We start from the raw sequence: 25,269 nt of genomic DNA, 5'->3' as shown, positions 1-25,269 counted from the left end.
GTGTTACCTTGAGGTCCAGTAGCGCCGGTAGCGCCCGTGTTACCTCGAGGCCCAGTGGCGCCGGTAGCACCAGTAGCACCAGTAGCACCAGTAGCACCTGTGTTACCTTGAGGTCCAGTAGCGCCGGTAGCGCCCGTGTTACCTCGAGGTCCAGTGGCACCGGTAGCACCGGTAGCACCAGTAGCACCCGTGTTACCTTGAGGTCCAGTAGCGCCTGCTGGTCCAGTAGGTCCGGTAGGTCCTTGAATAAACGAAGCGGAATTAACTAGAGCAGTTTGTAATGCTGCTATTAATTTAAGGAGCTCTTGAAGTGTGCAAGGGTCAATTCGGAATAATTTTGTAATGTATAGTAAATAGTTAATGAGATTTTGAAGCTCAATAAATACAGCGCTTGCTACAAAGGTTGGATTTCTTAATATAGTTATTAAGTTTTTAATGATAGCTAACCCTTGTGCTTTCAGGGAGGAAGTAGCGTCTAGTGAACAAATAAATTTACTCAGTAGGTTCAATGTATCGATTAGATCTTCAATATTTTGGGGAGATGGATTTGCGAAAAGTGTTGGGATTATTTTTGTTAAATCAATAATAATCGCACGAAATGTTCTAAGTTGAGCTTTAGTAATTGGGATTGATGGAGTATTTGGGATTCGTCCGGCGCTACTTGGAAAGCATGGTTTGGAGAATTTGTTTTGATTGTCGTTATAACGAGACATTAAATCTCTCCTTTCTCACGAAAATGTGAACGAAACTCATCATAGTAGATGCAGAAATTAGTTAAATGGTCATAGTAAAATCGTTTGTTTAAAGAAAAAATAGAAAAAACGCCTTACAATAAGGCGTTTTTTCTATTTTCTGCGTATTGATAATATCGCTTTAATGAAATTTTTGATTTGAATCCAGCGAGTTTTATAATTTCTGATTCAGGAGTTTCTTTTTTTATTAAGTTTAAAATATAGGTGTTACGAAAATGTTGTCCTGAAATTCCTTTACGTAAATTGGCTCTAGCCACTTCGAGGCGAATCATTTTTTGTATAGCAATTTCCGTTAATGCCTTTGGTGCATCATTTTCATATACCCACCTGTATGTTCCACGGTTAAAATCGAATGCGACAAATAATGGATCATCACTATGGTATTTAGGACGAACTGGTTCCGGGATGCTTTTGTAATAATTATATAGTTGTTTTTTGTCTTCTTTTGCTAATGTAATTGTTCTTTCTACACCTGCGGTTGCTGGGATTGATAATGTGTTAGTTTCAAAGTGAACGTGATGCATTGTTAATGCTGTAAGTTCCTGTAAGGATAAACCGTAGTCAATCAATAGATTTAAAATAGCAATATTGCGATCCATTAATAAGGGGCGCACAGGAAGTTGTTTTTCTGAAAGTCCTTCTAATGAAGTGACTATATACTTTAACCTTTTTTCTTCATCAGGTGAAATGAAATCTTCGTTACGAAGTGTACGGTCTGGTTGAATAGATATCTCCATATTTTTCAATGGATTAGGAATGTTTAGAAAATGATGCATTCTATTTAGTACAATAAATACACGATGCATCGTTTTTTCTGAGTAATGTCGATTCGTTTTTAAATCGGAAAAGTAATCTTCGTAGTCTTTTGTACAAAGTGTAGCCCATATATTACTGGAAGGGAGCTTTTTGTTTTTTTCTAACCAATGTCCGAAGTCTTCAACGTCATAAACATAACGTTTAATAGTTGAGGGTTTTCGGCCTTTATTCAATAAAAAAATAGAAAAGGCTTGTATTGTATCATGGAATTCCGTTGTCTCCATAGTCCCACCACCTTAATTATTTCTTATATTATAGCAAACTTTTCTGAAAATAGGCATTTACAAGGGGGACAGGAATAATAATATTTGGTGAGTGGATAAAATGAGGTGATTGTATGGAACAATCGATGCGAAAGAAAAACAACAATCAAATTAATATTGTGTTAAACCATCGAAAGAAAATTTCTTTGCCAGCCGCAGAAAATAAAACGGTAATTTCAAATGAAACTGCAATTAAACATGAAATGCTGCAGAGAATTGAAGAAGAGATGGGGAAGCTTGTTGGGATGGATGATATAAAAAAGATAATAAAAGAAATATATGCTTGGATTTATGTGAATAAAAAAAGACAAGAGAAGGGATTGAAGTCAGAGAAGCAAGTACTTCATATGCTGTTTAAAGGGAATCCAGGTACAGGGAAGACAACTGTTGCTAGAATGATAGGGAAATTGCTGTTTGAGATGAATATTCTATCGAAAGGCCACTTGGTTGAAGCTGAACGTGCTGATCTTGTAGGAGAGTACATCGGCCATACAGCTCAAAAAACAAGAGACTTAATAAAAAAAGCAATGGGAGGTATTTTGTTTATTGATGAGGCGTATTCTTTAGCTCGAGGAGGAGAGAAGGACTTTGGAAAAGAAGCAATTGATACGCTTGTAAAACATATGGAAGATAAACAACATGGTTTTGTATTGATTTTAGCTGGATATTCAAGAGAGATGAATCACTTTCTTTCATTAAATCCAGGGCTGCAATCTCGTTTTCCATTTATTATTGAATTTGCGGATTACTCGGTAAATCAGTTGTTGGAAATTGGGAAAAGAATGTATGAAGATCGTGAATATCAGTTATCGAAAGAGGCTGAATGGAAATTTAGGGATCATTTACATGCTGTAAAGTATTCGTCGCAAATTACATCGTTTAGTAATGGGCGGTATGTACGGAATATTGTTGAAAAATCAATTCGTACACAGGCGATGCGGTTGTTGCAAGAAGATGCCTATGATAAAAATGATTTAATTGGAATATCGAGTATGGATTTGATGCTCGAAGAGGAGACGCACAGTACATAAACTGTGCGTCGATTTTTGTGTATAAGTTCGTTTACTCTTTTTTTTCTTTTTCTTGGTGTACTTTATGGAAGTGTTCCATTTTAGCGCTCTTTTCGTGTGCTGAATTAGGATCGTGTCCAAATTGATTTACTGAGCTTTTTTGAGCTCCTTTATTAACGTGGTTTGTCATTTGTATTCACCTCACTTTAAAAATTAGTATAAACATTATATAAAGAAAAAATCGTTAGAAAAGAAAAACCTCTTTACGATATGTAAAGAGGTTAGATTGCTATTTATGGATTGAACGTTCTTTCGTTTCGATACGTCTGTGTGGTAAATGCCATTTGTAATGAATAGAAACCATGCGGAAGCAAACAATTAAAATGAATAAAATGTAAAGAGCCCAATCGCTAACAATAATTTGAGCGCCAATTAAAAAACCTGCTAAAATTGTCCAAAAGGCATATACTTCAGCTCGAAGAACGAGAGGTTTCCTGCGGGCTAAAAGATCGCGAATGATACCGCCGCCAATACCAGTTAAAACAGCTGCTACAATTGTGGCGCTAATTGGTAAATTTAATTTTTGGGCATATAATGCTCCTTGTACAGCAAATGCTGATAAGCCGATAGCGTCAGTGATATTTTCCCACTTTTTCCAATGTCTAATTAACTTATTTGGAAAAAGAAAAATAATAGTCATTGATAAAAGTGCGATTTGGAATAACATGTCTTGTTGCCAAAACGCGACAATCGGATAACCGATTAATAAATTACGAAGGGCACCTCCCCCAAATGCGGTTGCCATTCCTAAAATATACACCCCGAAAATATCATAATCCTCTTCCATTGCAACAATGGCTCCGCTTAGTGCGAAAGCGATTGTGCCTATGATGCTAAAAATCTCCCATGCCATGAATTTTCTCCCCCGCTAACTAGATGAAATGTGCTTCCTCTGCTATTATATTAGAAGGTTTAAATTTCGAAAAGGATGAGTGAACATATTTGATGGAAGAAAAAGAAAAAGTCATATTAGTAGGCTGTCAATTGCCACAAGATGATGATGAAAAATTTATGCATTCCATGAAAGAGCTTGCATCACTAGCGAAGACTGCACGAGCAGAATTGTTAGTGTCAACAACGCAAAAACGACCAAAGTTTCATCCGGCAACTTACATAGGTAAAGGGAAATTAGAAGAGCTTACAATGTTAACTGAAGAATTAGAGCCGGATGTTATTGTATTTAATAATGAATTAACGCCGAGTCAAATTCGGAATTTATCCTCAGTATTAAATGCGAGAGTAATTGATCGAACGCAACTAATACTGGATATTTTTGCGCAACGTGCGAAGTCGAGGGAAGGTAAGCTTCAAGTAGAATTAGCTCAGTTGCAATATACAATGCCGCGTCTTATGGGGCAAGGATTGTCCTTATCGCGTCTTGGTGGTGGTATTGGAACGAGAGGACCAGGTGAGACGAAATTAGAGACGGATCGTCGTCATATTCGATCCCGTATTGATGAAATAAAGAAACAACTTGCAGTTGTTGTGGAACATCGAAAAAGATATCGTGAGAGAAGAAAAGATAATAAAGTATTTCAAGTTTCGTTAATAGGGTATACAAATGCAGGGAAATCGACACTGTTTAATAGATTAACGGAAGCTGATACGTTTGAAGAAAACCTTCTGTTTGCAACATTAGACCCAACGACGAGGAAGATGCCGTTACCTTCTGGTTATACAGTATTACTAACTGATACTGTTGGTTTTATACAAGATTTACCCACTTCATTAATCGCTGCTTTTCGTTCGACACTGGAAGAAGCGGGGGAAGCAGATGTCATTTTACATGTAGTTGATTCCGCGGATCCTAACTACATAGGGCATGAAAAAACAGTAAAACGATTATTATCAGAACTTGAAATTAACCATATTCCTATTATTACGTTATATAATAAAAAAGATGAATTACATCAAAACTTTATTCCGTTTCCGAAAAGTGATTTCTTAATGACTAGTGCTTTTGAAGAAAGTGATTTATTGCGTATAAAAGAAGCGATAGAAACGAAGATGAAGAAAGAAATGGATTGTTATCGAGTGGAAATCCCTCCGAGTGAAGGTAAGTTGTTAACGCTTTTAAAGACGGAAACTCTATTAGCAAAGATGGAGTTTCTAGAAGATAAATTTGTATATGATTGTGCAGGGTATATTTTTACTCATTCATCGCTTAATGTGCAATTAAAGAGATTTTTAGTGGAAGAAGGAGAAAATAAAAATGTTTGATCGTTTGAAAAATGGAGAAAAAATTGCTCCAATTGTAAAAGAAGTAGAGAGTCAGATTACAGAAGTACATAAACGTGCGGATGAAGTGATTGAAAGCAATCAGTTTCGTGTATTAGAAAGTTTTCGGAAACATAAAATTAGTGACTCGCATTTTATCCCGACAACAGGTTATGGTTATGATGATATTGGCCGTGATACGTTAGAAAAAGTGTATGCTGATGTATTTGGGGCGGAAGCTGGACTTGTTCGTCCGCAAATTATTTCAGGTACTCACGCTATCTCTACAGCGTTATTTGGTATTTTACGCCCGGGAGATGAGTTATTGTATATCACTGGGAAACCGTATGATACGTTAGAGGAAATTGTTGGTGTACGTGGGAAAGGTGTAGGTTCATTTAAAGAATATAATATCGGTTACAATGCAGTTCCGCTAACTAGTGCTGGGCTTGTTGATTTTGAGGCTGTTGCAGCGGCGATTCATAATAATACGAAAATGATCGGTATTCAGCGTTCGAAAGGTTATGCTACTCGTCCATCGTTTACTATTTCTCAAATTAAAGAGATGATCGCGTTTGTTAAAGAAATTAAACCTGATGTTGTTGTGTTTGTAGATAACTGTTATGGCGAGTTTATTGAAGAGCAAGAGCCATGTCATGTTGGTGCAGATTTAATGGCGGGTTCGCTTATTAAAAACCCGGGCGGCGGAATTGTTAAAACTGGTGGTTATATTGTCGGGAAAGAACAGTATGTTGAAGCGTGTGCATATCGTTTAACGTCTCCGGGAATTGGTGCGGAAGCTGGAGCGTCTTTATACAGTCTGCAAGAAATGTATCAAGGGTTCTTCTTAGCGCCACATGTTGCAGGACAAGCGCTGAAAGGTGCAATTTTTACAGCTGCGTTTTTAGAAAAGTTAGGAATGAACACGTCACCAGCGTGGAATGCGCCAAGAACAGACTTAATTCAATCGGTTCAATTTGATGATAAAGACCGTATGATTGCCTTCTGCCAAGCGATTCAATATGCATCTCCAATTAATTCGCATTTTACTCCGTATGCAAACTATATGCCAGGTTATGAAGATGATGTAATCATGGCGGCGGGAACGTTTATTCAAGGTGCAAGTATTGAATTGTCTGCTGATGGTCCAATTAGACCACCGTATGTTGCGTATGTGCAAGGTGGCTTAACGTATTCGCATGTTAAAATTGCGATTTGTTCTGCGATTGACGAATTGATTGAAAAGAATTTATTAATAATTTCTTAATGGGAAGCTGTCGATATCGGCAGCTTTTTTCGTATAAAAGTAACGATTTATGCGATTAGAAAAAAGAATGAAAAAATTTATAAAAAAATCATGTAAGAAAAGCTAACATCTATTGACACTAAACATAACATGTTATAAAATGAGAAGCAGTTAAGGCGAAGGAGGAACTGAAAAATGAAAGAAGATAGACGTTCTGCCCCGCTGTTTCCAATTGGTATTGTTATGGATTTAACACAATTGTCTGCACGTCAAATTCGCTACTATGAAGAGCATAATCTTGTTTCTCCAACCCGTACAAAGGGGAATCGTAGATTATTTTCATTTAACGATGTAGATAAGTTGTTAGAGATTAAAGATTTGTTAGATCAAGGCTTGAATATGGCTGGTATTAAGCAAGTGTTACTAATGAAAGAAAATCAAACAGAAGCAGTGAAAGTAAAAGAAGAAACGAAAGAAATTTCAAAAACTGAGCTTCGCAAAATACTTCGAGATGAACTACAACATACAGGTAGATTCAATCGAACTTCATTGCGACAAGGTGACATTTCAAGATTTTTTCACTAAAGATAACTGATTCTGAAGGCGATTAGAGGGACTAAGGAGGAATTTATAATGTCTAGATACACAAAAGAAGATATTTTTCGTTTGGCGAAAGAAGAGAATGTAAAGTATATCCGTTTACAATTTACGGACCTTTTAGGGGTAATTAAAAACGTAGAGATTCCAGTGAGACAATTAACGAAAGCTCTTGATAACAAAATGATGTTTGATGGATCTTCGATTGAAGGTTTCGTACGTATTGAAGAATCTGATATGTATTTATATCCTGATTTAGACACTTGGGTAATTTTCCCTTGGACAGCTGAAAAAGGTAAAGTAGCTCGACTAATCTGTGATATTTACAATGCAGATGGCACTCCATTTGATGGAGACCCACGTAACAACTTAAAACGTGTGTTAAAAGAAATGGAAGCTTTAGGATTTTCAGACTTCAATCTTGGACCAGAGCCAGAATTCTTCCTATTTAAGGTTGATGAAAAAGGAAATCCAACATTAGAATTAAATGATAACGGTGGATACTTCGACCTTGCGCCGATGGATCTAGGGGAAAACTGTCGTCGTGATATCGTTCTTGAACTTGAAGAAATGGGATTTGAAATTGAAGCATCTCACCATGAGGTTGCTCCAGGGCAGCACGAAATTGACTTTAAATATGCAAATGCAATTCGCTCATGTGATGACATTCAAACATTCAAACTTGTTGTAAAAACAATTGCTCGTAAACATGGTTTACACGCAACGTTTATGCCAAAACCACTATACGGTGTGAACGGTTCAGGTATGCACTGTAACTTATCATTATTTAAAAATGGTGAGAACGTATTCTTTGATGCAAACGGTGACTTACAATTAAGTGATGATGCTCGTCACTTCATCGCAGGTATTTTAAAACATGCACCAGCATTTACAGCGATAGCAAACCCAACTGTAAACTCATACAAACGTCTAGTACCTGGATATGAAGCACCTTGTTACGTAGCATGGTCTGCACAAAACCGTAGCCCGTTAGTACGTATCCCTGCATCTCGTGGTATTAGTACACGCGTAGAAGTACGTAGTGTTGACCCAGCTGCAAACCCATATTTAGTAATGGCTACATTATTAGCTGCAGGTCTTGATGGAATTAAAAACAAATTAACTCCACCAGCAGCAGTAGATCGTAACATCTATGTAATGACAAAAGAAGAGCGCGAAGAAGCAGGTATCGTTGACTTACCAGCAACATTAGCGCAAGCATTAGTTACATTACAATCTAATGAAGTAGTATGCGGTGCACTAGGAGAACACTTACTTGAGCACTTCATCGAAGCGAAAGAGATTGAGTGGGATATTTTTAGAACACAAGTTCACCAATGGGAACGCGATCAATATATGTCTCTTTACTAAGAGGCTTGAACCCTTGATACAACTCGTATCAAGGGTTTTTTATTCCCTATTATTACAATTTTATGTGGTTGCAAAATGAAAAACAGCCACATAAAAGCCAATAATTAATAACAAGTAGTGATATCATAGAAAAACATTATCAGATAAACGTAAGTTTTATATAATTTATGAACTAAAAAAGCCTTGATACTACGGTATCAGGGCTTTTTTAGTGAAGTTATTGGATATATTAACTACTAGATAATGGATTGTTTTTGGTTATTTTGAATCATGTTACTAAGAAAATCTTTTCAAAAGAATTGATTTTATCTTTTTTTAAATCACTTGTGCTATAACTTAATAATTCTTTACTGCCTGTACAACGCGACCAATTATTTTTACATCTTCAGCTGAAAGGTCGTAAGTTTTTGGTTCGTGGATAGGGTCATTACTCAATGGTATTAAAGTAATGATGCTTCCGGATTTTGAAATCTTTTTCACGGTAGCATCATAACCATTGACTTTTACAACAGCAATTTGTCCGTTTTCAACATAAGGAGTTTCCTCTACTAAAACATAAGAACCATCAGGGAATTCGAGATTCATGCTAGTGCCTTTTACAGTAAGATAAAAATACTTTTTACGCTTGTTTAAAAATGTACTTAGCATGGGTAAATAGCCTTCGATATTTTCTTCAGCGAGTATTGGTGTACCGGCTGCTACAGAACCAATGATAGGAATATGAATAATATTTGATTGATCGTTTTGGATGGTTTCATAAATAGAAACTTCTTCTTTAACAGTATTGTCCTCTTGAGTTGCGAGTTTTTCTAAATCATCAGTAGTGATTCCTAATCCCTTACAAACTTTTATTACATTATCAACAGATGCTTTACCAATCCCTCTTGATAACATGGATTGCAGTGTTGTGGGGGGGAGACCTATTTTTTCGGCGAAGGCTCTTTTGCTATAGCCAGCTTCTTTTATTAAGCGTGTTACAACCTCTGCTTTTTTCATTACTTTCACCATCTTTCGTATTAAAGTGTATACGATATTGCGTATTTCTGTATATATCATAACTTAACTGAATTTGTTAGTAAATAGAAAAGTATGCGAAATTGAGTATTTAAATACGTTTTTTTATTGACTAAATACGAAATTGAGTTTATATTTAAACGGAAATGAACGCAATATCGTACAAAAAAATAGGTGGTGAGTCGATGTATCCGAATTTGCGTGCAGAGATGGCGAGAAAAAGAATTATGATTACACAAATTTCTTCGCATCTGAAACTTCGCCACGCAACAGTGAGCGACAAAATAAATGGTAAATTTCGTTTTTATTATGATGAAGCTTTTGAAATTAAGAAAACTTTTTTTCCAGAACATAATTTGGAATATCTTTTTGAATTTGAAGAAAACGAAGCGAATTGAAATCGGAGGAGAATTGCTTAAAATGGATAACCGAATTATTGAATAATGACTTAATAAAAGGGTTCATATCATAGTATTTATTTTAAATTTCGATAATTAGTTAATCTGTAAAAGAAAGCAACGAATTATGCGTAGTGCGAAATTATCTCAATACAATAAAGATAGTTCAAAATTAGTAGTGAGGAGGAGATGAGGATGGGGCAATTAACTGACTCATCAGTACATAGTTCATTAGTATTTGAAGTTAATGGCAAAGTAGTAACGGATAGTTTGGTAATTGCGAAGATATTCAAAAAAAATCACTTCGACGTTTTGAAGGAAGTTCGAAAACAAATTGTATATGTAGATGAAGAGTTTGGAGGAGAAAATTTTCACGAGTCCACTTATATGAATTCAAAGAACAGGCGAATCCCTAAATATGATTTAACAGAAGAAGCATTTACGTTACTTGTGATGGGATATACCAGTAGAGAAGCGGTTGGAATAAAAATTAAATTCATGAAAGAGTTCAAACGAATGAAGCAGTATATACAAAATCAACAAAATGTGCCAAAGGATCCAATGGGGGTTTTAAAGTTAACATTTGCTGCGTTAGAAGGGCATACCCAGGAGATACAAGAGATTAAGTCTGAGGTGAAGGGATTGCGAGAAAATACGCCGCTGTATGCTATCGAGTGTGAAGAAATAACAAGGGCTGTAAAAAGGTTAGGTGTTATGTTATTGGGAGGTAAAAATTCAAATTCTTATCAGGATATCGGCCTTAGAAGGAAGTTATATAGAGATATTTACAGTCAGTTACATCGGGAATTTGGTGTGAATAGTTATAAAGCTATTAAGCGTCATCATTTGGATAGAGCAATACAAATTATTAATGAAGAATATTCAATCCCAACTGTTTTAAATGAAGAAATTACAGTTAAAAACTCACAAATAAATATGGCAGACATTCAGTAGGAGGAAAGAACATGCAAAGAAAGATTTTAGTAATTACTAGCAGTTTAGCAGGATTACCAACTGTCAGTGAATTTAAAACAAAAGAAGATGCAAAAGAGCAGGTTAGAAAGCTTATTCAAAAAGGAATGAGTCAAAATGTGATTCGTATAACACAAGAAATTCCAATGAATATTGAAATTCAAGTGGATGTTGAATTTGAGGAATAAGAGAGGTTTAGAAGAAAATAGATATGGATAGCATGATTGTTTTGAATGAATAAGAAAAGAATCCGTTGCAGCGGATTCTATAAGAAAAAATATCTCTAGATAAGTATAACATTGAATAACGTTTTTGAGAATTTATGAGGTGGCTAGTATGGGGATTATTCGAGTGAAAAAAGATAGTAATTATTCCGTTATAAATAATACTGGTTTAAAAGATGAAAGGTTGTCATGGAAAGCGAAAGGAATCTTAGCCTATGCGCTTACATTACCAGACGATTGGACTTTTCATATTAGTGAATTAGCTCGACATGCTAAGGATGGAGAAGATTCGCTCCGTACAGGTTTTAAGGAATTAAAAGAATTAGGTTATGTAAAACGTTATCCTGTTCGTGATGGGAATACGAAAAAAATTACAAGGTGGGATACGGAAATTTACGAAACGCCACAAAGGGACATGCCACAAATGGAAAACCAAGATGTGGTAAAGCCATATGAGGAAAATCAGAAACTACTAAATACTAATAGACTAAATACTAATAAACGAAATAATAATGATTATGATGATATGGATAAATTAGAATCTCGTGTATTCATCAATGAGAGGGTTAAAGTAAGTTGTAACTTTATTAAGGGGATGGGCATTCCGTTAAGTGAAATTGCAATTGCAGAGTTGGGGAGCTTTTGTAATTTGTTTAGTGGGGAGTTAATTCATCATGCAATTAATAAAGCCGTTGATGAGAATGCACCAAGATGGAACTACATTAAGGCTATATTGAGGAATTGGAAGGAGCAAGAAGTTAAAACATTAGTTGATGTGGCCATACTAGATAGACGTTTCGAAATGAGCAAGAAAAAGAAATATAACGGGACAGGTAGGAAGTATTCAAATAGAAAAGAGATTGTACCCGATTGGTTATATAAAGATGATGAATCAACAAATCTAGAAGAGGAAAGAAAAACTGTACAGTCTATTGATGAAGAGCGTGAGAGATTACAAGAAGTGTTAAATAAATATAGGTCATAAGAAAAAATGCTAGATGATTTACAAGTAATAAAGATTGAAAAGGCTAATAAGCATATTCATGCTATTAAATTAGTATTAAGAGACTTTGTAAAAAGAACGGAAGTGGGTGAATCAGTAAGTGTTCAAGTGGCTCAAAGATTATAAGAAATTAGAAGAAGAAATTGCTTATTTAGAATACAACTTAGACAAATCAAAAGCCGAATTGAAGCGTTGGATTAGCGGTGATTTGCAAAATGTACGATTAACCGCTGAATCGGAAGGGGCTAAGGTAGAAGGACGGATTGAGGCAATTGAATATGAATTAGCTCATAAGATGAATGAAGAGTATGATTTAAAGCTTTTGATTAATAAGTTTACAGGACTGGATCATCAAATACTTAAAATGAAATATGTTGATGGAATGACTTTAGAACAAATTGCGTTTGAATTACATTATAGTACAGGTTATATACGCCGAAAACACGCTGAAATAAGGAAGATTGTCAAGTTTTTAGATGGATTTTAATGTTACCTTTTTGTAGGATACATGCAGTGTACAGAAAGTATTGAAAAAGTGATTTATAGTAGTAATATAAGATTTCGACGAAAGGGCAACTATTTTTATGGTTGCTCTTTTTGTTGTGAAAGAAGGTGAGTAATATGAAGTGATTTGATGGATTAATGGGTCTTTAGCTTCTAGTTATATTTAGTAAAGTAGTAGTTTTACAGGCGAAAATAATAGAAAAACAAGGAGATGTTTAATGATGAGTTTATTAGCTGCTTCAGTCAAAACAAAGAATTTGCCACAACAGGTGTTACGTTGGCAATCAATGGTAGAAAGCGAATGTTCTACACAAGGTGTACCTGAATTAGTTCCTTACGTGCTTGGAATTATTATGGTGGAAAGTGGAGGGAATTCTGAAACGACACCTGATATTATGCAGTCTAGTGAATCACAAGGATGGGCAATGAATACAATTAAAAACCCGAAAGATTCAATTTATTACGGAGTGAAGCATTTAAAGGGTGCTTTTGATGATGCGAAGAAAAATGGCATTACAGATTTAAGTGCCATTGTTCAATCGTATAATTTTGGACGAGCTTACCTTCGCTGGTTAGCTTCTAACAATAAACAGCATTCATTACCGGTGGCAGATCTGTATTCTAAAACGGTTGTTGCGCCATCACTTGGAAATACGACCGGTGCTATGGTGAAATATAGTAACCCTATCGCTGTTGCCTACAATGGTGGTTATCGATATAAAAACGGAGGGAATTTCTTCTACTCTGAAATTGTTAAACAATATGTAGATTTTGATGGAGGAACTGGTGGCGGTGACAATAAGCCGTTACAACCAAAAGGACTGGGAATTGCAACGTCTAAATACCCAGAAGGATGGGGCATCAATTTATATAGTGGTCCTGGAAAAGATGCTTGGTTTACAGGTCATGTCATTAATACAAAAATGCCATATTTAATTATAGATGCTGCTTGGTATGGCGGGAATGAAAATATGCTTTGCTTAGGTTGGGAAGCCTGGGCAAAAGAAGAACACTTTGAAGTGCAGTGGTTCCACGCTTACTCAAAATATCCAGCAGGTTATGGTATTAACACATATGATGGTCCAAATGGAAATTATAAAGGAAATGTGGATGGATCTTATCCATATGGTGTTTTTGCGAGAAAAGATGGTTACATTGATATTGGACAAAACACATGGGTAAAAGAAGAGCATTTTAATGTAAGGTAATAACAAAGTTTTTTATTATTTGATTTAAAATTATAAATTTTAATATATAGAAAAATATAAAAGGGTGCTTTTTTAAGTGCCTTTTTATATTACGTATGAATAGAAAGGAAGATTATTATGGCAAAATTTATTTATCCAACAGATATAACGAGAGTAACAAGTGGATTTCGGGGGAGCAGACCAGATCATCATGGGATAGATCTTGCTGAATCGGGCTATCATCCAATTTATGCAGCAGCTAGCGGACGAGTTAGTCGTTCTTATATTTCATCCAGTTATGGTGAATGTATTATGATTGTGCACACTATTGATGGGGTTACATGGGAAACAGTATATGCCCATATGCGTAGCGGTTCTCGAACAGTAAAAGAAGGTGATTATGTTACACAAGGACAAACTATTGGGGTTATGGGGAACACAGGGGATTCTAGTGGTCAACACTTGCATTTTGAATTGCATAAAGGGTCTTGGAACATCAATAAGAGTAATGCTGTGAATCCATTAGACTACTTAGGAAAAGGAGACGGTGGTGGTACAACTGACCCTTCTGATAAACCGCTACAACCAAAAGGGCTGGGAATTGCAACGTCTAAATACCCAGAAGGATGGGGCATTAATTTATATAGTGGTCCTGGAAAAGATGCTTGGTTTACAGGTCATGTCATTAATACAAAAATGCCATATTTAATTATAGATGCTGCTTGGTATGGCGGGAATGAAAATATGCTTTGCTTAGGTTGGGAAGCCTGGGCAAAAGAAGAACACTTTGAAGTGCAGTGGTTCCATGCTTACTCAAAATATCCAGCAGGTTATGGTATTAACACATATGATGGTCCAAATGGAAATTATAAAGGAAATGTGGATGGATCTTATCCATATGGTGTTTTTGCGAGAAAAGATGGTTACATTGATATTGGACAAAACACATGGGTAAAAGAAGAGCATTTTAATGTAAGATAATATCTTTAAATCAGCATGTATTAAGTAGGATGAAAAAACTTGTTATCATACCTCTTGAGATTAGAGTAATATCTGTAAAATGCTGGGCGGAATATAGAGTGCGATTTTTGAAAGAGCAACTGATGTAAAAAGTTGCTCTTTTTCTTTTTTTTGAATGTGAGGACCATAACCCATTATATAGAATATGGGCTGTCTGAGGATTTAGTTTCTAGATGTACTTAATAATTCAGTGGAATTTTAAATGATAAAAAATAAAAAAGGAGATAATCAGTAATGGAAATTAGAAAAAAATTAGTGGATCCAAGTAAATATGGTATAAAGTGTCCCAATACAATGACACCAGAATTCATCACAGTACATAATACGTACAATGATGCATCAGCAGAAAATGAGATATCGTATATGATTGGGAATAATAATTCAGTGTCGTTTCATGTTGCAGTAGATGACAAAGAAGCAGTACAAGGTATTCCGTTTGATCGTAATGCTTGGCATGCAGGTGATGGTAACGGAAATGGTAATCGTAAATCTATCGGAGTGGAAATTTGCTATTCTCTAAGCGGTGGGGATAGATATTACAAGGCGGAGGATAATGCAGCAATTGTTATTGCTCAGTTAATGAAACAATTCAATATACCGATTAGTAATGTACGTACACATAAATCGTGGAGTGGAAAGCATTGCCCACATCGAATGCTCGATGAAGGAAGAGTGGATCAATTCATTGAGAAGATAAACAAAGCATTTAATGAAGATAATAATAAACCACTACAACCAAAAGGACTGGGAATTGCAACGTCTAAATACCCAGAAGGATGGGGCATCAATTTATATAGTGGTCCTGGAAAAGGTGCTTGGTTCACAGGTCATGTCATTAATACAAAAATGCCATATTTAATTATAGATGCTGCTTGGTATGGTGGGAATGAAAATATGTTATGTCTAGGTTGGGAAGCGTGGGCGAAAGAAGAACACTTTGAAGTAGAGTGGTTCCATGCTTACTCAAAATATCCCGCAGGTTATGGCATTAACACATATGATGGTCCAAATGGAAATTATAAAGGAAATGTGGATGGATCTTATCCATATGGGAATTTTGCAAGAAAAGATGGTTATATCGATATTGGGCAAAACACATGGGTAAAAGAAGAACATTTTAATGTGAGATAAGGATATGAGAGTAGGATCACTCGTATGATTCTCTTTAATTTTTGAAAAGGAGATGAGAACGATGGAAGAACAAATCTTCAATTCAATGATTCAACAAGGAGCATTCGCAGCTTTATTTGTATGGATGCTGTTTACTACGCAAAAAAAGAATGAACAGCGCGAAGAACAATATCAAAAAGTTATTGAAAAAAATCAACAGGTCATTGAAGAACAAGCAAAAGCATTTAGTTCGTTGTCGAAGGATTTATCAGATGTTAAGCGAAAAATCTTGGGGAACGATGATGAGAAATAAAATATGGTATTAAAGTATTTGTCGCATATGCAGGTTCTCAAATAGGAATTCGATTCATATATAGTTAATGAGAAAAAGCCCTAATACCGATAAGTATTGGGGCTTTTTCTCATTAGCTATAGTGAATAAGTTTGTGGTGGATTTTTCAAGAGGAAAGAGTAAATGAAGTCTAATATTAATGTAAATGAAATGAAACTTTGAATGCTGCTTAGTTATAACATAGTCTTATTCAGGATTTCGTTAGTTCATTTTCTAAATTTAGGGAATAAATATAGTTTAGTACCTTGCAATAAATAATACTAAGTGGTATATTATGGATAAAACAGGTACCGTGTATTGAACAGTACTAAGATAGGAAAGGAGGATGGCACTTGAACGTTCAGTTTAAAAAAGGTGTGCTTGAACTTTGTGTATTAGCACTTGTAAAACGTAAAGATAGTTACGGTTATGAACTTGTTCAGCAAATTTCTAATAAATTTTTAATATCGGAAGGGTCAGTATACCCTTTATTACGTCGTTTGACGAAAGAAGGGTATTTTCAAACGTATTTAAAGGAATCTACGGAAGGGCCACCTCGTAAATATTATCAATTAACAGAGCAAGGGGAGACGCAATTTCATTTGTTAGTAACAGAATGGCGTGATTTTGCGAAAGGGGTACAAGAAATTATTGAAGGGGTGGAATGGGATGAGTAAAGAAGGGTTTCTTAAAGAGTTATCAAGTTATCTTAGAAAGTTACCAGAGGAAGAGAGGCAAGATATTTTATTGGATTATGAAGAGCACTTTCAGTTTGGACTAGAAGAGGGGAAAACTGAATCGGAAATAATACAGAGCCTTGGTTCTCCGAAAGTAATCGCGAAAGAATTACTTGCGATGTATCGCTTCGATGAAATGAAAAAAAATCCATCGACTTCAAATGTGACAAGAGCTGTTATGGCAGCGATTGGACTTAGTTTGTTTAATTTTATTATTGTGTTAGGCCCGTTAGTCGCAATTATTGCTTTTATATTTTCTTTTTGGATCGGTGGTATTGCTAGTGTAGTAACACCATTTTTCATTATTGGAAAAGTATTTATGGGTACTTTTATATGGTTGGATCTTTTCGTTAGTATAACGTTTGTTGGGGTAGGTTTATTGTTATGTATTATCGCTTTTTATAGTACAAAGTGGTTTAAGAGATTGTGTGTACGATATGTAATATGGAACTTCAAAATGATAAAAGGAGAGTAAATGATGAAAAAACTATTTTTAATCGCTATCGCTTGTATCATTATTGGAGTAATAGGAATTTCCCAAACATATGAAAAAGCAGTACAAACTGCTGAAAAAGGCGATAAAGAAAATGTAATTAAAAACGAAACATTAAAAAATATAGAAGTTAAGTTAGATGCCGGGGATATTATTGTCCAAAAATCTCCTGACTCTTCTTTTTATGTAAAGCAATCGGGAGATGTACGTAAACAAGAGATTCGTATCGCAGAAGATGGTGACACATTAAAAATTATTGGGGAAAGAGAAAAAGGTGCTTCATTTGATTTTTCTTTTTACGATTTTAGGTTTCAAACGTCTAAATTGACTCTCCTTGTGCCCGAACGCTCTTACCAAGATGTAAAAGTAAATTCATCTGCTGGACAAATCGAAATGAGTGATGTGAAAAGTGATAGCGTAAGTGTTAGAACACTTGCTGGAGAAGTAGAGTTGAAACAAGTAACGGCTAAGAATGTGGAGGGATCGACAAAAGCTGGTGAGGTGAACTTTAAGAAGGTATTAGGGAAAGTGACCGCAAAAACAACAAGTGGGGAAATAAATATTCAAGATCATGATTCTAAGTATAATCTAGAAGCAAGTTCAACTGCGGGAGATATAGATATTACTTTATCGGAAAAACCACAAGATGCGGTAATTACTGGGCAAAGTGCTGCTGGAGATGTAACAATTTTTAATGAAGAAAATAAAAATGTAACAATTGGAAATGGCAGTAAAAAGATTAGCGGTAAAACGGCTGCGGGAGATGTGACGATTGAAACTCGTTAATAAGAAATAGAATGCATGGAAATCTATCAAAATACAAAAAGAAGATAATTACCGTATATAAATAAGGTAATTATCTTCTTTTTGTTATTTTTAATGTAAATCACGATATACGCCAATTACTTTCCCGATAACTGACACTTGTTTTAAAATGATAGGTTCTAATGAAGAGTTTTCTGGTTGTAGACGGAAATGGTCTTTTTCTTTATAGAAACGTTTAACTGTTGCTTCGTTATCCTCTGTTAAAGCGACTACAATTTCACCATTATATGCAGACTGCTGTTGGCGAACAACAACTAAATCTCCATCGAAAATACCAGCTTCAATCATACTATCTCCAGAAATACGTAACATGAACACTTGGTCTGCTCCAGCAACAATACTAGCTGGAAGTGGGAAATGTTCTTCTACGCTTTCGACCGCTGTAATTGGTAAACCAGCAGTGACTTTTCCGACAATTGGAACTTGAATAACAGATTGTGTTTCCGTATCCATTCGGTCTTCACCTAAAATTTCAATTGCACGTGGTTTTGTTGGATCGCGTCGAATGTATCCTTTTTCTTCTAATCGTGATAAATGTCCGTGCACTGTAGAACTAGAAGCGAGGCCGACTGCTTGACCAATTTCACGTACGGAAGGTGGATATCCTTTTTCTTGTACTTTTAGCTTAATAAAGTCGAGAATGTCTTGCTGGCGTTTCGTTAACTTTTCCATGTTTTCTAACACCTCGTTTTCTTTCATTTTTCTTATTAATAAGTATAACATGTGAAAAAACATTCTACAAACATAAGTTCGAACAAATGGCGGATTTATGTTACACTATAGGGAAATAATAGGGAGAAAGAGGGGTTCAAAATGAATGCAATTATTTATGCACGTGTGAGTACAACGAAAGAAGCGCAAGAAACATCATTATTACGTCAAAAAGATGAATTATTGCATTTAGCTGAGCGCTATCAAATGAATGTTACTAAGGTGATTGAAGAGCAGGCTAGTGGATATACAATTGAACGTGACGGTATATTAGAGGTGTTGGATACAATTCGAGACGAACAAATTGATGTGTTACTTATACAAGATGAAACGCGTCTTGGTAGAGGAAATGCGAAGATCGCGTTAATGCATTGTTTACATAAAGAAGGCATAAAAGTATATACGCATACACATAATGGTGAATTACAATTGTCGGATTCTGATTCAATGGTATTAGATATTATTGGTATTGTTGAAGAATATCAAAGAAAGATTCATAATTTGAAAATTAAACGAGGTATGCAACGTGCAGTAGAAAAAGGTTATCGTCCAGAAAAAAATTTAAAAAATCGTCATTTAAGTGTAGGAAGAGAGAAAAAAGAAGTGCCAATTGAGGAAATTGTACGTTTGCGAAAAAGTGAACTCACGTTTGAAGAAATTGCAGCAACATTACGTGGATTTGGTCATAATGTTTCAAAGGCGACTGTACATCGTAGATATGTAGAGTATACGAAGCAATTGCTTGATAAAGAAGAGTAACTATTGTATGATAATAATCAGTTTTGATTAGAAGGGGGATTCGAGATGATTAATCACGAACTCGTTGAACGCATTAACTTCTTAGCGAAAAAAGCAAAAGCTGAAGGTTTAACTGAAGAAGAGCAACGTGAGCGTCAATCGCTACGTGAACAATATTTAAAAGGATTTCGTCAAAATATGTTAAACGAACTTAAAGGTATTAAAGTTGTTAACGAAGAAGGTACAGATGTTACACCGACGAAATTAAAAGCTTTAAAAAAGCAAGATAATGCAAGATTAAATTAAAAGATGGGCGAAGCCCATCTTTTTTATATTTAAAAATCGTTATTTAATAACTTTCCAGTTGTTATTAACTGTTGCTTCTATCGTTTTATGTTCCAATATATAATTAGCGATAAGTTCAGACATATCTGTGGGGATATCTTTTACTACCGGTTTGTTTTGAAACATAAAGAAATTTCCCCCGCCACTTGCACGATAATTATTCATTACAACGTCATATTCTTCATTCATATTAAGAGGAGCACTGTTATGCTGTAAAGATTCTACTCTTTCACCAATTGGTTTTGAAATGTTTAATACGTATGAAATCCCTTCCCACATATCATAATTATAATGTTGTGGCTTTGGTTCTATGTAGGTAGGACTTACGGTGATGGATCCATCTGTTTTTAATGTGAAATAAGAAGCAGAGAGTTCAAGAGCATTTTTTATGTCCGCTCCAGTTAGTCTAATTACTTTTAATGTGTTCGGATAAATATAATTAGAAACGATGTCACGCATTGTTACATGTTCCGGGAAACCTGGAGATGTATTATGGAACAAACTTGTACAAGAAATTGATACATTAGCTATATCCATCTGTATTTTATTTATGAATTCGATAAAAGGATGATCATGCAAACGAGTTTGCATAGCATCTGAAATTTGCATATCCCCCTGAATGATTCCAATAGGTTGATCAAGCCACTTTTGTGTTTTCTCTTCATAATCGGCTACCAATGAAAGTGCATCTTGGTCAGCCTCAACTCCTTGTACAGATAATAATTCAGAAGAACTCTCTTTTTTAACCCATTTATGTTTTGTTTTTTCGAATGTTATTTTTACTTTTCCAACTGAGTTTCCATTACATCCGGTCTGTAAAATTGTTACACCGTTAGCCATTGTGTGAGCAATTTCCCGGTGTTGGTGGCCTGTTAATAAAATATCTATGTCTTCAATTTCATGGCACATTGCATATCCTTGGTTTTCTCCTGTTAAAACTTCAGTCGGTACCCCGGTTTGTAAATCTCGTTCAACTCCCCCGTGATACGCTACGACTAGTAAATCTGGTTTCTCATGTTTGCGAATGTAAGAAACCCACTTTTTCGTTGTTTCTAATGCATCTTCAAATTGTAAGTCTTTAATGTGATGGGGTTGTTCCCAATTGGTAATGTAGTGCGTTGTCACCCCTAAAATAGCAATTTTTATATTGGATTCAATCTGTTTGATTATATAAGGTTTTCCGAAATAAGGTTTCTTTATGTTTTTATCTAAAATGTTTGCTGATAGGTACGGGAAGTTCGCAGTAGTCACAGCATTATTTAATATACCCATCCCGTAATTAAACTCATGATTGCCGATAATTGCAGCGTCATACTGTAAGTAATTCGCTAATAAGGACATTGGGTTTTTTTTGTTTTTTTCGTATGTAACATAATGATAAGTAAATGGTGTTCCTTGAATAAAGTCGCCATTATCAATTAAAAGAACGTTTGTATTTTGGGAACGTTCTTTTTTTATAAGAGTAGAAATTTTAGCTAAACCAAGTTCTGCTGGGGAGTTATCTTGGTAGTGAATAGGATAAACAGTGCCATGTATATCGCTTGTTAATAAGATGTTTAAAGTTACAGTTTGATTTTGTTCCAATATGACTCACCTTTTCTATTGTTATCTTCCAATTCATCATATCAAATATGTGAAGAGAATTTTAATGTGAGTGTATAGAATGTGTAAAGATTCTGTAAATAATCAATTATTTGTAAAAATATGTGATATATTTCTTCATGTTTATGAAAGGTTATTTTATAACAATGAAAAATGGAGGCATTAATATGTTGAAAAAAGTTTTTGCAATGAGCACAACAGTTGTACTAGCAGCGGGATTATTAAGTGGCTGTGGAACGAAGGAATCAAGTGCAAGTAAAAATGAAGATACGAAAAAAGGGTATGTACCGAAGACTTTAAATGTTCAATTTGTTCCTTCTCAAAATGCAGATACGTTAGAGGCGAAGGCAAAACCGCTTGAGAAGCTATTAAGTGATAAGTTAAATATTCCAGTAAAAGTTAGTATTTCAACGAACTACAATACAATTGTAGAAGCGATGGCATCTAAACAAGTAGATGTAGGATTTTTACCGCCAACAGCGTACGTATTAGCACATGAAAAGAAGGCTGCAAATGTAATTTTACAAGCACAACGTTTTGGAGTAGAGGATGAAACAGGAGCTCCTACAAAAGATTTAGTAGATTATTATAAATCTGAGTTTGTTGTTAAAAAAGACTCTAATATAAATAGTGTAAAAGATTTAAAAGGTAAAAAGATTGGTTATCAAGATGTAACATCATCAGCAGGGTATGTATGGCCTGCAGCTGTTCTATTAAAAGAGGGAATTGATCCGTTAAAAGATGTGAAACCTGTTACATTAAAAGGTCACGATCAGTCGCTTATTGCTCTTTTAAATGGTGACGTAGATGCAGCTGTTGTATTCCAAGATGCTCGTAATATTGTAAAAAAAGATTATCCGAATATATTCGAGCAAACGAAAATAGTGAAATTTACGGAGAAAATTCCAAACGATACGATTTCGGTACGTTCTGATTTAGATGAAGAGTGGAGCAAGAAATTACAGGATGCTTTCATTGAAATTGGAAAAAATGAGGAAGGTCACAAAATCATTAAAGAAGTATATTCACATGAAGGATATGTTAAATCTGATGATAGTAAATTTGACATCGTTCGTGAATATGGGAAGAAAGTAAAAACGCAATAATACATATGGAAATGGCAGCTAGCCGAAAGGGAATGTTTTCAGTTAGTTTGCCGTTTTGAATACATAGAAGGTAGGTAAGATGTGTGATAGAATTTCGAAATGTCTCCAAAGTGTATCCAAATGGTACAAAAGGATTGAATAATATAAACTTGAAAATTCAAAAAGGTGAGTTTGTTGTAATGGTAGGGCTGTCCGGAGCTGGAAAGTCTACACTTCTAAAATCGGTAAATCGTCTTCATGAGATTACAGAAGGCGAAATCATGATTGAATGTGAGTCTATTACTGCTGCAAAAGGAAAAGATTTACGACGTATGCGCCGGGATATTGGTATGATCTTTCAAAGTTTTAACCTTGTAAAGCGATCAACAGTATTGAAGAATGTATTAGCTGGCCGTGTTGGATATCATTCGACATTGCGTACAACGTTAGGTTTGTTTCCGAAAGAGGATGTGGAGCTCGCATTTCAAGCGTTAAAAAGAGTGAATATTTTAGAAAAAGCATATGCACGTGCTGATGAATTATCAGGAGGACAACAACAACGTGTATCGATAGCTAGAGCATTGGCGCAAGAAGCAAAAATCATATTGGCAGATGAACCTGTTGCGTCGTTAGATCCGCTAACAACAAAGCAAGTATTAGATGATTTAAAGAAAATTAATGAAGATTTTGGAATTACAACAATTGTAAACTTACATTCTATTGCTTTAGCTAGGCAATATGCGACGCGTATTATTGGATTACATGCAGGTGAAATTGTTTTTGATGGTTTAGTAGAAGCAGCAACGGATGAAAAGTTTGCTGAAATTTATGGTGACGTAGCACAGAAAAGTGAATTGTTAGAGGTGGCAGCTAAATGAATGATGTGACGATATATTCGAAGTCGATACCGAAGCCGCCGAGTAAGTTAAAACATATGTTAACGTTTATTCTATTCATTTTACTGTTGTGGGGAAGTAGTATACAGGTCGACGCATCATTTTCAAAGCTAGTAGTTGGTTTTCCTAATATAATGGATTTGTTAAAAGAAATGGTGCCGCCAGATTGGAGTTATTTTCAAGTTATTACAACAGCAATGTTAGATACAATACGTATGGCGATTATTGGGACGACTTTAGGAGCGATTTTAGCTATTCCACTTGCACTGTTTGCGGCAAGTAATGTGTTTACTAGTACATTTTTATACAGTCCAGCTCGATTGATTTTAAATTTTATTCGAACGATACCAGATTTATTATTAGCGGCAATTTTCGTAGCTATTTTTGGAATAGGACCACTTCCGGGTATTTTAGCTCTTACTTTTTTCTCAATTGGGCTCGTGGCGAAATTGTTGTATGAATCAATTGAATCAATTGACCCTGGCCCACTAGAAGCGATGACAGCTGTAGGGGCTAATAAGGTGCAATGGATTGTTTATGGAGTCATTCCACAAGTAAAAGCACACTTTGTTTCCTATGTACTATATACATTTGAGGTGAATGTACGGGCAGCGGCTGTCCTAGGTTTAGTAGGAGCAGGTGGTATTGGACTATATTATGATCGTACACTTGGATTTTTACAATATCAACAAACTGCATCTATTATCATCTATACTCTTGTTGTTGTATTGGTAATCGATTATGTAAGTACATTGTTGCGGGAGAAATTATAATGAGTAAAACGACGATAATCGTACCAAAACCGAAGAAACCGAGTGTGTATCGCTCGTTTATTTTTATAGCACTTACATTTGTTTATATATGGGCTTTTTCAGGAGTACCGCTAGAGGGAATAAAGGAAACGGCGGGAGAAATTACAAAAGCAATTATGACAGGGATATTGAATCCAGACTGGTCGTATGTATCTTTGCCAGATGGTGAAGATTTATTACATGGATTAATTGATACGTTGGCAATTGCGATATTAGGTACATTTATTTCTGCATTTTTATCTGTTCCGTTTGCTTTTTGGGCGGCAACGAATATGAGTAGTGGAAAATTAACTTCAGGATTTGGGAAATTTGTACTTAGTTTTGTTCGTACGTTTCCTGAATTAATTATGGCTCTTTTATTTATAAAAGCTGTTGGTCCAGGCTCTTTTGCAGGAGTATTAGCCTTAGGATTGCATTCTATTGGAATGTTAGGAAAACTATATTCAGAAGGAATTGAAAACATAGATAAAGGACCGACGGAAGCGTTACTAGCAACAGGAGCAAATCGTTTTCAAATACTTTGGTATGCGGTGTTACCGCAAGTGTTACCAGATTTTCTATCGTATACGTTATACAGATTTGAAATTAATGTACGATCCGCTGCGATTTTAGGGGTTATCGGAGCAGGAGGGATTGGTACGCCACTAATTTTTGCGCTGAGTTCACGCAATTGGTCTCGCGTGGGAATTATTTTATTGGGCATTATTTTAATGGTCATTATCATTGATTTTATTTCAAGTTCGATTCGGAAACGGATTGTGTAACTGATTTGAAAAGCATCGAATGTAGATGCTTTTTTTATGTTTTAAAAACGTATTTAAAAAGTAAGTATAGAAGAGATTTGTATAAATATACAGATAATTCCCTTTCTTTTTAAAATAAAAATAATGAAAAAGTATGTCATATTGAATACCCATACATTCCCGGAAA

At 35.3% G+C, this 25,269-nt stretch carries 30 protein-coding genes; 23 read left to right on the top strand and 7 right to left on the bottom strand.

Annotated features, from left to right (window positions below):
* Both ACTFRU_RS06745 and ACTFRU_RS06740 read right to left on the bottom strand, forming a co-directional pair.
* A partial coding sequence (locus ACTFRU_RS06745) for a collagen-like repeat preface domain-containing protein (protein WP_440037544.1) occupies positions 1–713 on the bottom strand: 713 nt, incomplete at its 3' end.
* Between the two features lie 113 nt (positions 714–826).
* Positions 827–1,792, bottom strand: a complete 966-nt coding sequence (locus ACTFRU_RS06740; protein ID WP_000450326.1) for a tyrosine-type recombinase/integrase — start codon at positions 1,790–1,792, stop codon at positions 827–829.
* A gap of 113 nt (positions 1,793–1,905) precedes the next feature.
* Here ACTFRU_RS06740 and spoVK point away from each other — a divergent pair, with 113 nt between their 5' ends.
* Positions 1,906–2,862, top strand: a complete 957-nt coding sequence (gene spoVK / locus ACTFRU_RS06735; RefSeq protein WP_000438174.1) for a stage V sporulation protein K — start codon at positions 1,906–1,908, stop codon at positions 2,860–2,862.
* A gap of 31 nt (positions 2,863–2,893) precedes the next feature.
* On the opposite strand, the gene ACTFRU_RS06730 is transcribed toward spoVK, so the two are convergent.
* Positions 2,894–3,031: a hypothetical protein gene (locus ACTFRU_RS06730; RefSeq protein ID WP_000181503.1), complete on the bottom strand. Its 138-nt coding sequence runs from the start codon at positions 3,029–3,031 to the stop codon at positions 2,894–2,896.
* A 99-nt stretch (positions 3,032–3,130) separates the two neighbouring features.
* A complete protein-coding gene (locus tag ACTFRU_RS06725) occupies positions 3,131–3,754 on the bottom strand; it encodes a trimeric intracellular cation channel family protein (RefSeq protein ID WP_000312266.1) in 624 nt (207 codons plus the stop codon).
* Positions 3,755–3,846: 92 nt separating this feature from the next.
* Here ACTFRU_RS06725 and hflX point away from each other — a divergent pair, with 92 nt between their 5' ends.
* The 4 genes from hflX (at position 3,847) to glnA (ending at position 8,332) form a co-directional block, all read left to right on the top strand.
* Positions 3,847–5,121 (top strand): GTPase HflX, encoded by a 1,275-nt coding sequence (gene hflX / locus ACTFRU_RS06720; protein ID WP_000391407.1) that lies wholly within the window; start codon positions 3,847–3,849, stop codon positions 5,119–5,121.
* Positions 5,114–6,385 carry a methionine gamma-lyase family protein gene (locus ACTFRU_RS06715; protein ID WP_000460304.1) on the top strand — a complete coding sequence of 424 codons (1,272 nt, stop codon included), beginning with the start codon at positions 5,114–5,116 and terminating at the stop codon, positions 6,383–6,385. Before hflX ends, ACTFRU_RS06715 begins: the two co-directional genes overlap by 8 nt.
* A 174-nt stretch (positions 6,386–6,559) precedes the next feature.
* Positions 6,560–6,949 carry a transcriptional repressor GlnR gene (gene glnR / locus ACTFRU_RS06710; RefSeq protein ID WP_000656783.1) on the top strand — a complete coding sequence of 130 codons (390 nt, stop codon included), beginning with the start codon at positions 6,560–6,562 and terminating at the stop codon, positions 6,947–6,949.
* Between the two features lie 48 nt (positions 6,950–6,997).
* Positions 6,998–8,332: a type I glutamate--ammonia ligase gene (gene glnA, locus ACTFRU_RS06705; RefSeq protein WP_000092763.1), complete on the top strand. Its 1,335-nt coding sequence runs from the start codon at positions 6,998–7,000 to the stop codon at positions 8,330–8,332.
* 336 nt (positions 8,333–8,668) lie between these two features.
* On the opposite strand, the gene ACTFRU_RS06700 is transcribed toward glnA, so the two are convergent.
* Entirely contained in the window at positions 8,669–9,328 is a 660-nt protein-coding gene (locus tag ACTFRU_RS06700) for a LexA family protein (protein WP_033695267.1), read from the bottom strand.
* Positions 9,329–9,531: 203 nt separating this feature from the next.
* Here ACTFRU_RS06700 and ACTFRU_RS06695 point away from each other — a divergent pair, with 203 nt between their 5' ends.
* From ACTFRU_RS06695 to ACTFRU_RS06640, 12 genes are all read left to right on the top strand, one after another.
* Positions 9,532–9,744, top strand: a complete 213-nt coding sequence (locus ACTFRU_RS06695; protein ID WP_000283430.1) for a hypothetical protein — start codon at positions 9,532–9,534, stop codon at positions 9,742–9,744.
* Between the two features lie 195 nt (positions 9,745–9,939).
* The gene (locus ACTFRU_RS06690) at positions 9,940–10,698 is read left to right on the top strand and encodes an ORF6C domain-containing protein (RefSeq protein WP_025710427.1); all 759 of its coding nucleotides are present in this window, start codon (positions 9,940–9,942) and stop codon (positions 10,696–10,698) included.
* An 11-nt stretch (positions 10,699–10,709) separates the two neighbouring features.
* A complete protein-coding gene (locus ACTFRU_RS06685; protein ID WP_001189064.1) occupies positions 10,710–10,904 on the top strand; it encodes a hypothetical protein in 195 nt (64 codons plus the stop codon).
* Positions 10,905–11,052: 148 nt separating this feature from the next.
* On the top strand, positions 11,053–11,925 hold the full coding sequence (locus ACTFRU_RS06680) for a DnaD domain protein (RefSeq protein ID WP_025710428.1): 873 nt from the start codon (positions 11,053–11,055) through the stop codon (positions 11,923–11,925).
* Between the two features lie 118 nt (positions 11,926–12,043).
* Entirely contained in the window at positions 12,044–12,430 is a 387-nt protein-coding gene (locus ACTFRU_RS06675; protein ID WP_025710429.1) for a DUF1492 domain-containing protein, read from the top strand.
* A gap of 238 nt (positions 12,431–12,668) precedes the next feature.
* Entirely contained in the window at positions 12,669–13,655 is a 987-nt protein-coding gene (locus tag ACTFRU_RS06670; protein WP_167913535.1) for a lysozyme family protein, read from the top strand.
* Positions 13,656–13,772: 117 nt separating this feature from the next.
* Positions 13,773–14,615: a M23 family metallopeptidase gene (locus ACTFRU_RS06665; protein ID WP_088859613.1), complete on the top strand. Its 843-nt coding sequence runs from the start codon at positions 13,773–13,775 to the stop codon at positions 14,613–14,615.
* Positions 14,616–14,888: 273 nt separating this feature from the next.
* On the top strand, positions 14,889–15,785 hold the full coding sequence (locus ACTFRU_RS06660) for a peptidoglycan recognition protein family protein (RefSeq protein WP_440037543.1): 897 nt from the start codon (positions 14,889–14,891) through the stop codon (positions 15,783–15,785).
* Between the two features lie 61 nt (positions 15,786–15,846).
* A complete protein-coding gene (locus ACTFRU_RS06655) occupies positions 15,847–16,077 on the top strand; it encodes a BhlA/UviB family holin-like peptide (RefSeq protein WP_000392444.1) in 231 nt (76 codons plus the stop codon).
* A gap of 371 nt (positions 16,078–16,448) precedes the next feature.
* Positions 16,449–16,772, top strand: coding sequence for a PadR family transcriptional regulator (locus ACTFRU_RS06650; protein WP_001102628.1), 324 nt, complete (start codon positions 16,449–16,451; stop codon positions 16,770–16,772).
* A complete protein-coding gene (locus tag ACTFRU_RS06645) occupies positions 16,765–17,307 on the top strand; it encodes a DUF1700 domain-containing protein (RefSeq protein ID WP_000031387.1) in 543 nt (180 codons plus the stop codon). The genes ACTFRU_RS06650 and ACTFRU_RS06645 overlap by 8 nt, the downstream gene beginning before the upstream one ends.
* Positions 17,308–18,111 carry a DUF4097 family beta strand repeat-containing protein gene (locus tag ACTFRU_RS06640; RefSeq protein WP_000976237.1) on the top strand — a complete coding sequence of 268 codons (804 nt, stop codon included), beginning with the start codon at positions 17,308–17,310 and terminating at the stop codon, positions 18,109–18,111.
* A gap of 90 nt (positions 18,112–18,201) precedes the next feature.
* Here the strand turns inward: ACTFRU_RS06640 and lexA are convergent, their stop codons facing one another.
* A complete protein-coding gene (lexA, locus tag ACTFRU_RS06635; RefSeq protein WP_000413738.1) occupies positions 18,202–18,822 on the bottom strand; it encodes a transcriptional repressor LexA in 621 nt (206 codons plus the stop codon).
* Positions 18,823–18,963: 141 nt separating this feature from the next.
* Here lexA and ACTFRU_RS06630 point away from each other — a divergent pair, with 141 nt between their 5' ends.
* Both ACTFRU_RS06630 and ACTFRU_RS06625 read left to right on the top strand, forming a co-directional pair.
* Entirely contained in the window at positions 18,964–19,620 is a 657-nt protein-coding gene (locus tag ACTFRU_RS06630) for a YneB family resolvase-like protein (RefSeq protein WP_000991469.1), read from the top strand.
* 45 nt (positions 19,621–19,665) lie between these two features.
* Positions 19,666–19,905: a DUF896 domain-containing protein gene (locus tag ACTFRU_RS06625; RefSeq protein WP_000607016.1), complete on the top strand. Its 240-nt coding sequence runs from the start codon at positions 19,666–19,668 to the stop codon at positions 19,903–19,905.
* A gap of 39 nt (positions 19,906–19,944) precedes the next feature.
* Here the strand turns inward: ACTFRU_RS06625 and ACTFRU_RS06620 are convergent, their stop codons facing one another.
* Complete coding sequence (locus ACTFRU_RS06620; protein ID WP_000437455.1) at positions 19,945–21,528, bottom strand: bifunctional metallophosphatase/5'-nucleotidase; 1,584 nt, start codon at positions 21,526–21,528, stop codon at positions 19,945–19,947.
* 185 nt (positions 21,529–21,713) lie between these two features.
* Between ACTFRU_RS06620 and ACTFRU_RS06615 the strand changes: the two genes are divergently transcribed.
* From ACTFRU_RS06615 to phnE (ACTFRU_RS06600), 4 genes are all read left to right on the top strand, one after another.
* Complete coding sequence (locus ACTFRU_RS06615) at positions 21,714–22,652, top strand: phosphate/phosphite/phosphonate ABC transporter substrate-binding protein (protein WP_000915065.1); 939 nt, start codon at positions 21,714–21,716, stop codon at positions 22,650–22,652.
* 83 nt (positions 22,653–22,735) lie between these two features.
* Complete coding sequence (gene phnC / locus ACTFRU_RS06610; protein WP_000569244.1) at positions 22,736–23,509, top strand: phosphonate ABC transporter ATP-binding protein; 774 nt, start codon at positions 22,736–22,738, stop codon at positions 23,507–23,509.
* Entirely contained in the window at positions 23,506–24,300 is a 795-nt protein-coding gene (gene phnE / locus ACTFRU_RS06605; RefSeq protein ID WP_001000763.1) for a phosphonate ABC transporter, permease protein PhnE, read from the top strand. Before phnC ends, phnE (ACTFRU_RS06605) begins: the two co-directional genes overlap by 4 nt.
* Positions 24,300–25,103, top strand: a complete 804-nt coding sequence (gene phnE, locus ACTFRU_RS06600; protein ID WP_000047891.1) for a phosphonate ABC transporter, permease protein PhnE — start codon at positions 24,300–24,302, stop codon at positions 25,101–25,103. Before phnE (ACTFRU_RS06605) ends, phnE (ACTFRU_RS06600) begins: the two co-directional genes overlap by 1 nt.
* The last annotated feature ends 166 nt before the right edge of the window (positions 25,104–25,269 follow it).

Source organism: Bacillus cereus group sp. MYBK220-1 (genome assembly GCF_051916445.1).
GTDB lineage: Bacteria > Bacillota > Bacilli > Bacillales > Bacillaceae_G > Bacillus_A > Bacillus_A cereus.
Note: the sequence above shows the minus strand (reverse complement) of the source record. Positions and strands in the feature narration are given on the sequence as shown.

Coding starts and splice junctions, on each gene's coding strand:
- ACTFRU_RS06740 (WP_000450326.1), bottom strand. CDS start 1,792: ATGGAGACAACGGAATTCCATGATACAATACAAGCCTTTTCTATTTTT.
- ACTFRU_RS06640 (WP_000976237.1), top strand. CDS start 17,308: ATGATGAAAAAACTATTTTTAATCGCTATCGCTTGTATCATTATTGGA.
- ACTFRU_RS06655 (WP_000392444.1), top strand. CDS start 15,847: ATGGAAGAACAAATCTTCAATTCAATGATTCAACAAGGAGCATTCGCA.
- ACTFRU_RS06725 (WP_000312266.1), bottom strand. CDS start 3,754: ATGGCATGGGAGATTTTTAGCATCATAGGCACAATCGCTTTCGCACTA.
- ACTFRU_RS06700 (WP_033695267.1), bottom strand. CDS start 9,328: ATGAAAAAAGCAGAGGTTGTAACACGCTTAATAAAAGAAGCTGGCTAT.
- glnR (WP_000656783.1), top strand. CDS start 6,560: ATGAAAGAAGATAGACGTTCTGCCCCGCTGTTTCCAATTGGTATTGTT.
- hflX (WP_000391407.1), top strand. CDS start 3,847: ATGGAAGAAAAAGAAAAAGTCATATTAGTAGGCTGTCAATTGCCACAA.
- phnE (WP_001000763.1), top strand. CDS start 23,506: ATGAATGATGTGACGATATATTCGAAGTCGATACCGAAGCCGCCGAGT.
- ACTFRU_RS06645 (WP_000031387.1), top strand. CDS start 16,765: ATGAGTAAAGAAGGGTTTCTTAAAGAGTTATCAAGTTATCTTAGAAAG.
- lexA (WP_000413738.1), bottom strand. CDS start 18,822: ATGGAAAAGTTAACGAAACGCCAGCAAGACATTCTCGACTTTATTAAG.
- ACTFRU_RS06615 (WP_000915065.1), top strand. CDS start 21,714: ATGTTGAAAAAAGTTTTTGCAATGAGCACAACAGTTGTACTAGCAGCG.
- ACTFRU_RS06630 (WP_000991469.1), top strand. CDS start 18,964: ATGAATGCAATTATTTATGCACGTGTGAGTACAACGAAAGAAGCGCAA.
- ACTFRU_RS06685 (WP_001189064.1), top strand. CDS start 10,710: ATGCAAAGAAAGATTTTAGTAATTACTAGCAGTTTAGCAGGATTACCA.
- ACTFRU_RS06665 (WP_088859613.1), top strand. CDS start 13,773: ATGGCAAAATTTATTTATCCAACAGATATAACGAGAGTAACAAGTGGA.
- ACTFRU_RS06670 (WP_167913535.1), top strand. CDS start 12,669: ATGAGTTTATTAGCTGCTTCAGTCAAAACAAAGAATTTGCCACAACAG.
- ACTFRU_RS06690 (WP_025710427.1), top strand. CDS start 9,940: ATGGGGCAATTAACTGACTCATCAGTACATAGTTCATTAGTATTTGAA.
- ACTFRU_RS06695 (WP_000283430.1), top strand. CDS start 9,532: ATGTATCCGAATTTGCGTGCAGAGATGGCGAGAAAAAGAATTATGATT.
- spoVK (WP_000438174.1), top strand. CDS start 1,906: ATGGAACAATCGATGCGAAAGAAAAACAACAATCAAATTAATATTGTG.
- glnA (WP_000092763.1), top strand. CDS start 6,998: ATGTCTAGATACACAAAAGAAGATATTTTTCGTTTGGCGAAAGAAGAG.
- ACTFRU_RS06660 (WP_440037543.1), top strand. CDS start 14,889: ATGGAAATTAGAAAAAAATTAGTGGATCCAAGTAAATATGGTATAAAG.
- ACTFRU_RS06680 (WP_025710428.1), top strand. CDS start 11,053: ATGGGGATTATTCGAGTGAAAAAAGATAGTAATTATTCCGTTATAAAT.
- ACTFRU_RS06625 (WP_000607016.1), top strand. CDS start 19,666: ATGATTAATCACGAACTCGTTGAACGCATTAACTTCTTAGCGAAAAAA.
- ACTFRU_RS06715 (WP_000460304.1), top strand. CDS start 5,114: ATGTTTGATCGTTTGAAAAATGGAGAAAAAATTGCTCCAATTGTAAAA.
- ACTFRU_RS06730 (WP_000181503.1), bottom strand. CDS start 3,031: ATGACAAACCACGTTAATAAAGGAGCTCAAAAAAGCTCAGTAAATCAA.
- phnE (WP_000047891.1), top strand. CDS start 24,300: ATGAGTAAAACGACGATAATCGTACCAAAACCGAAGAAACCGAGTGTG.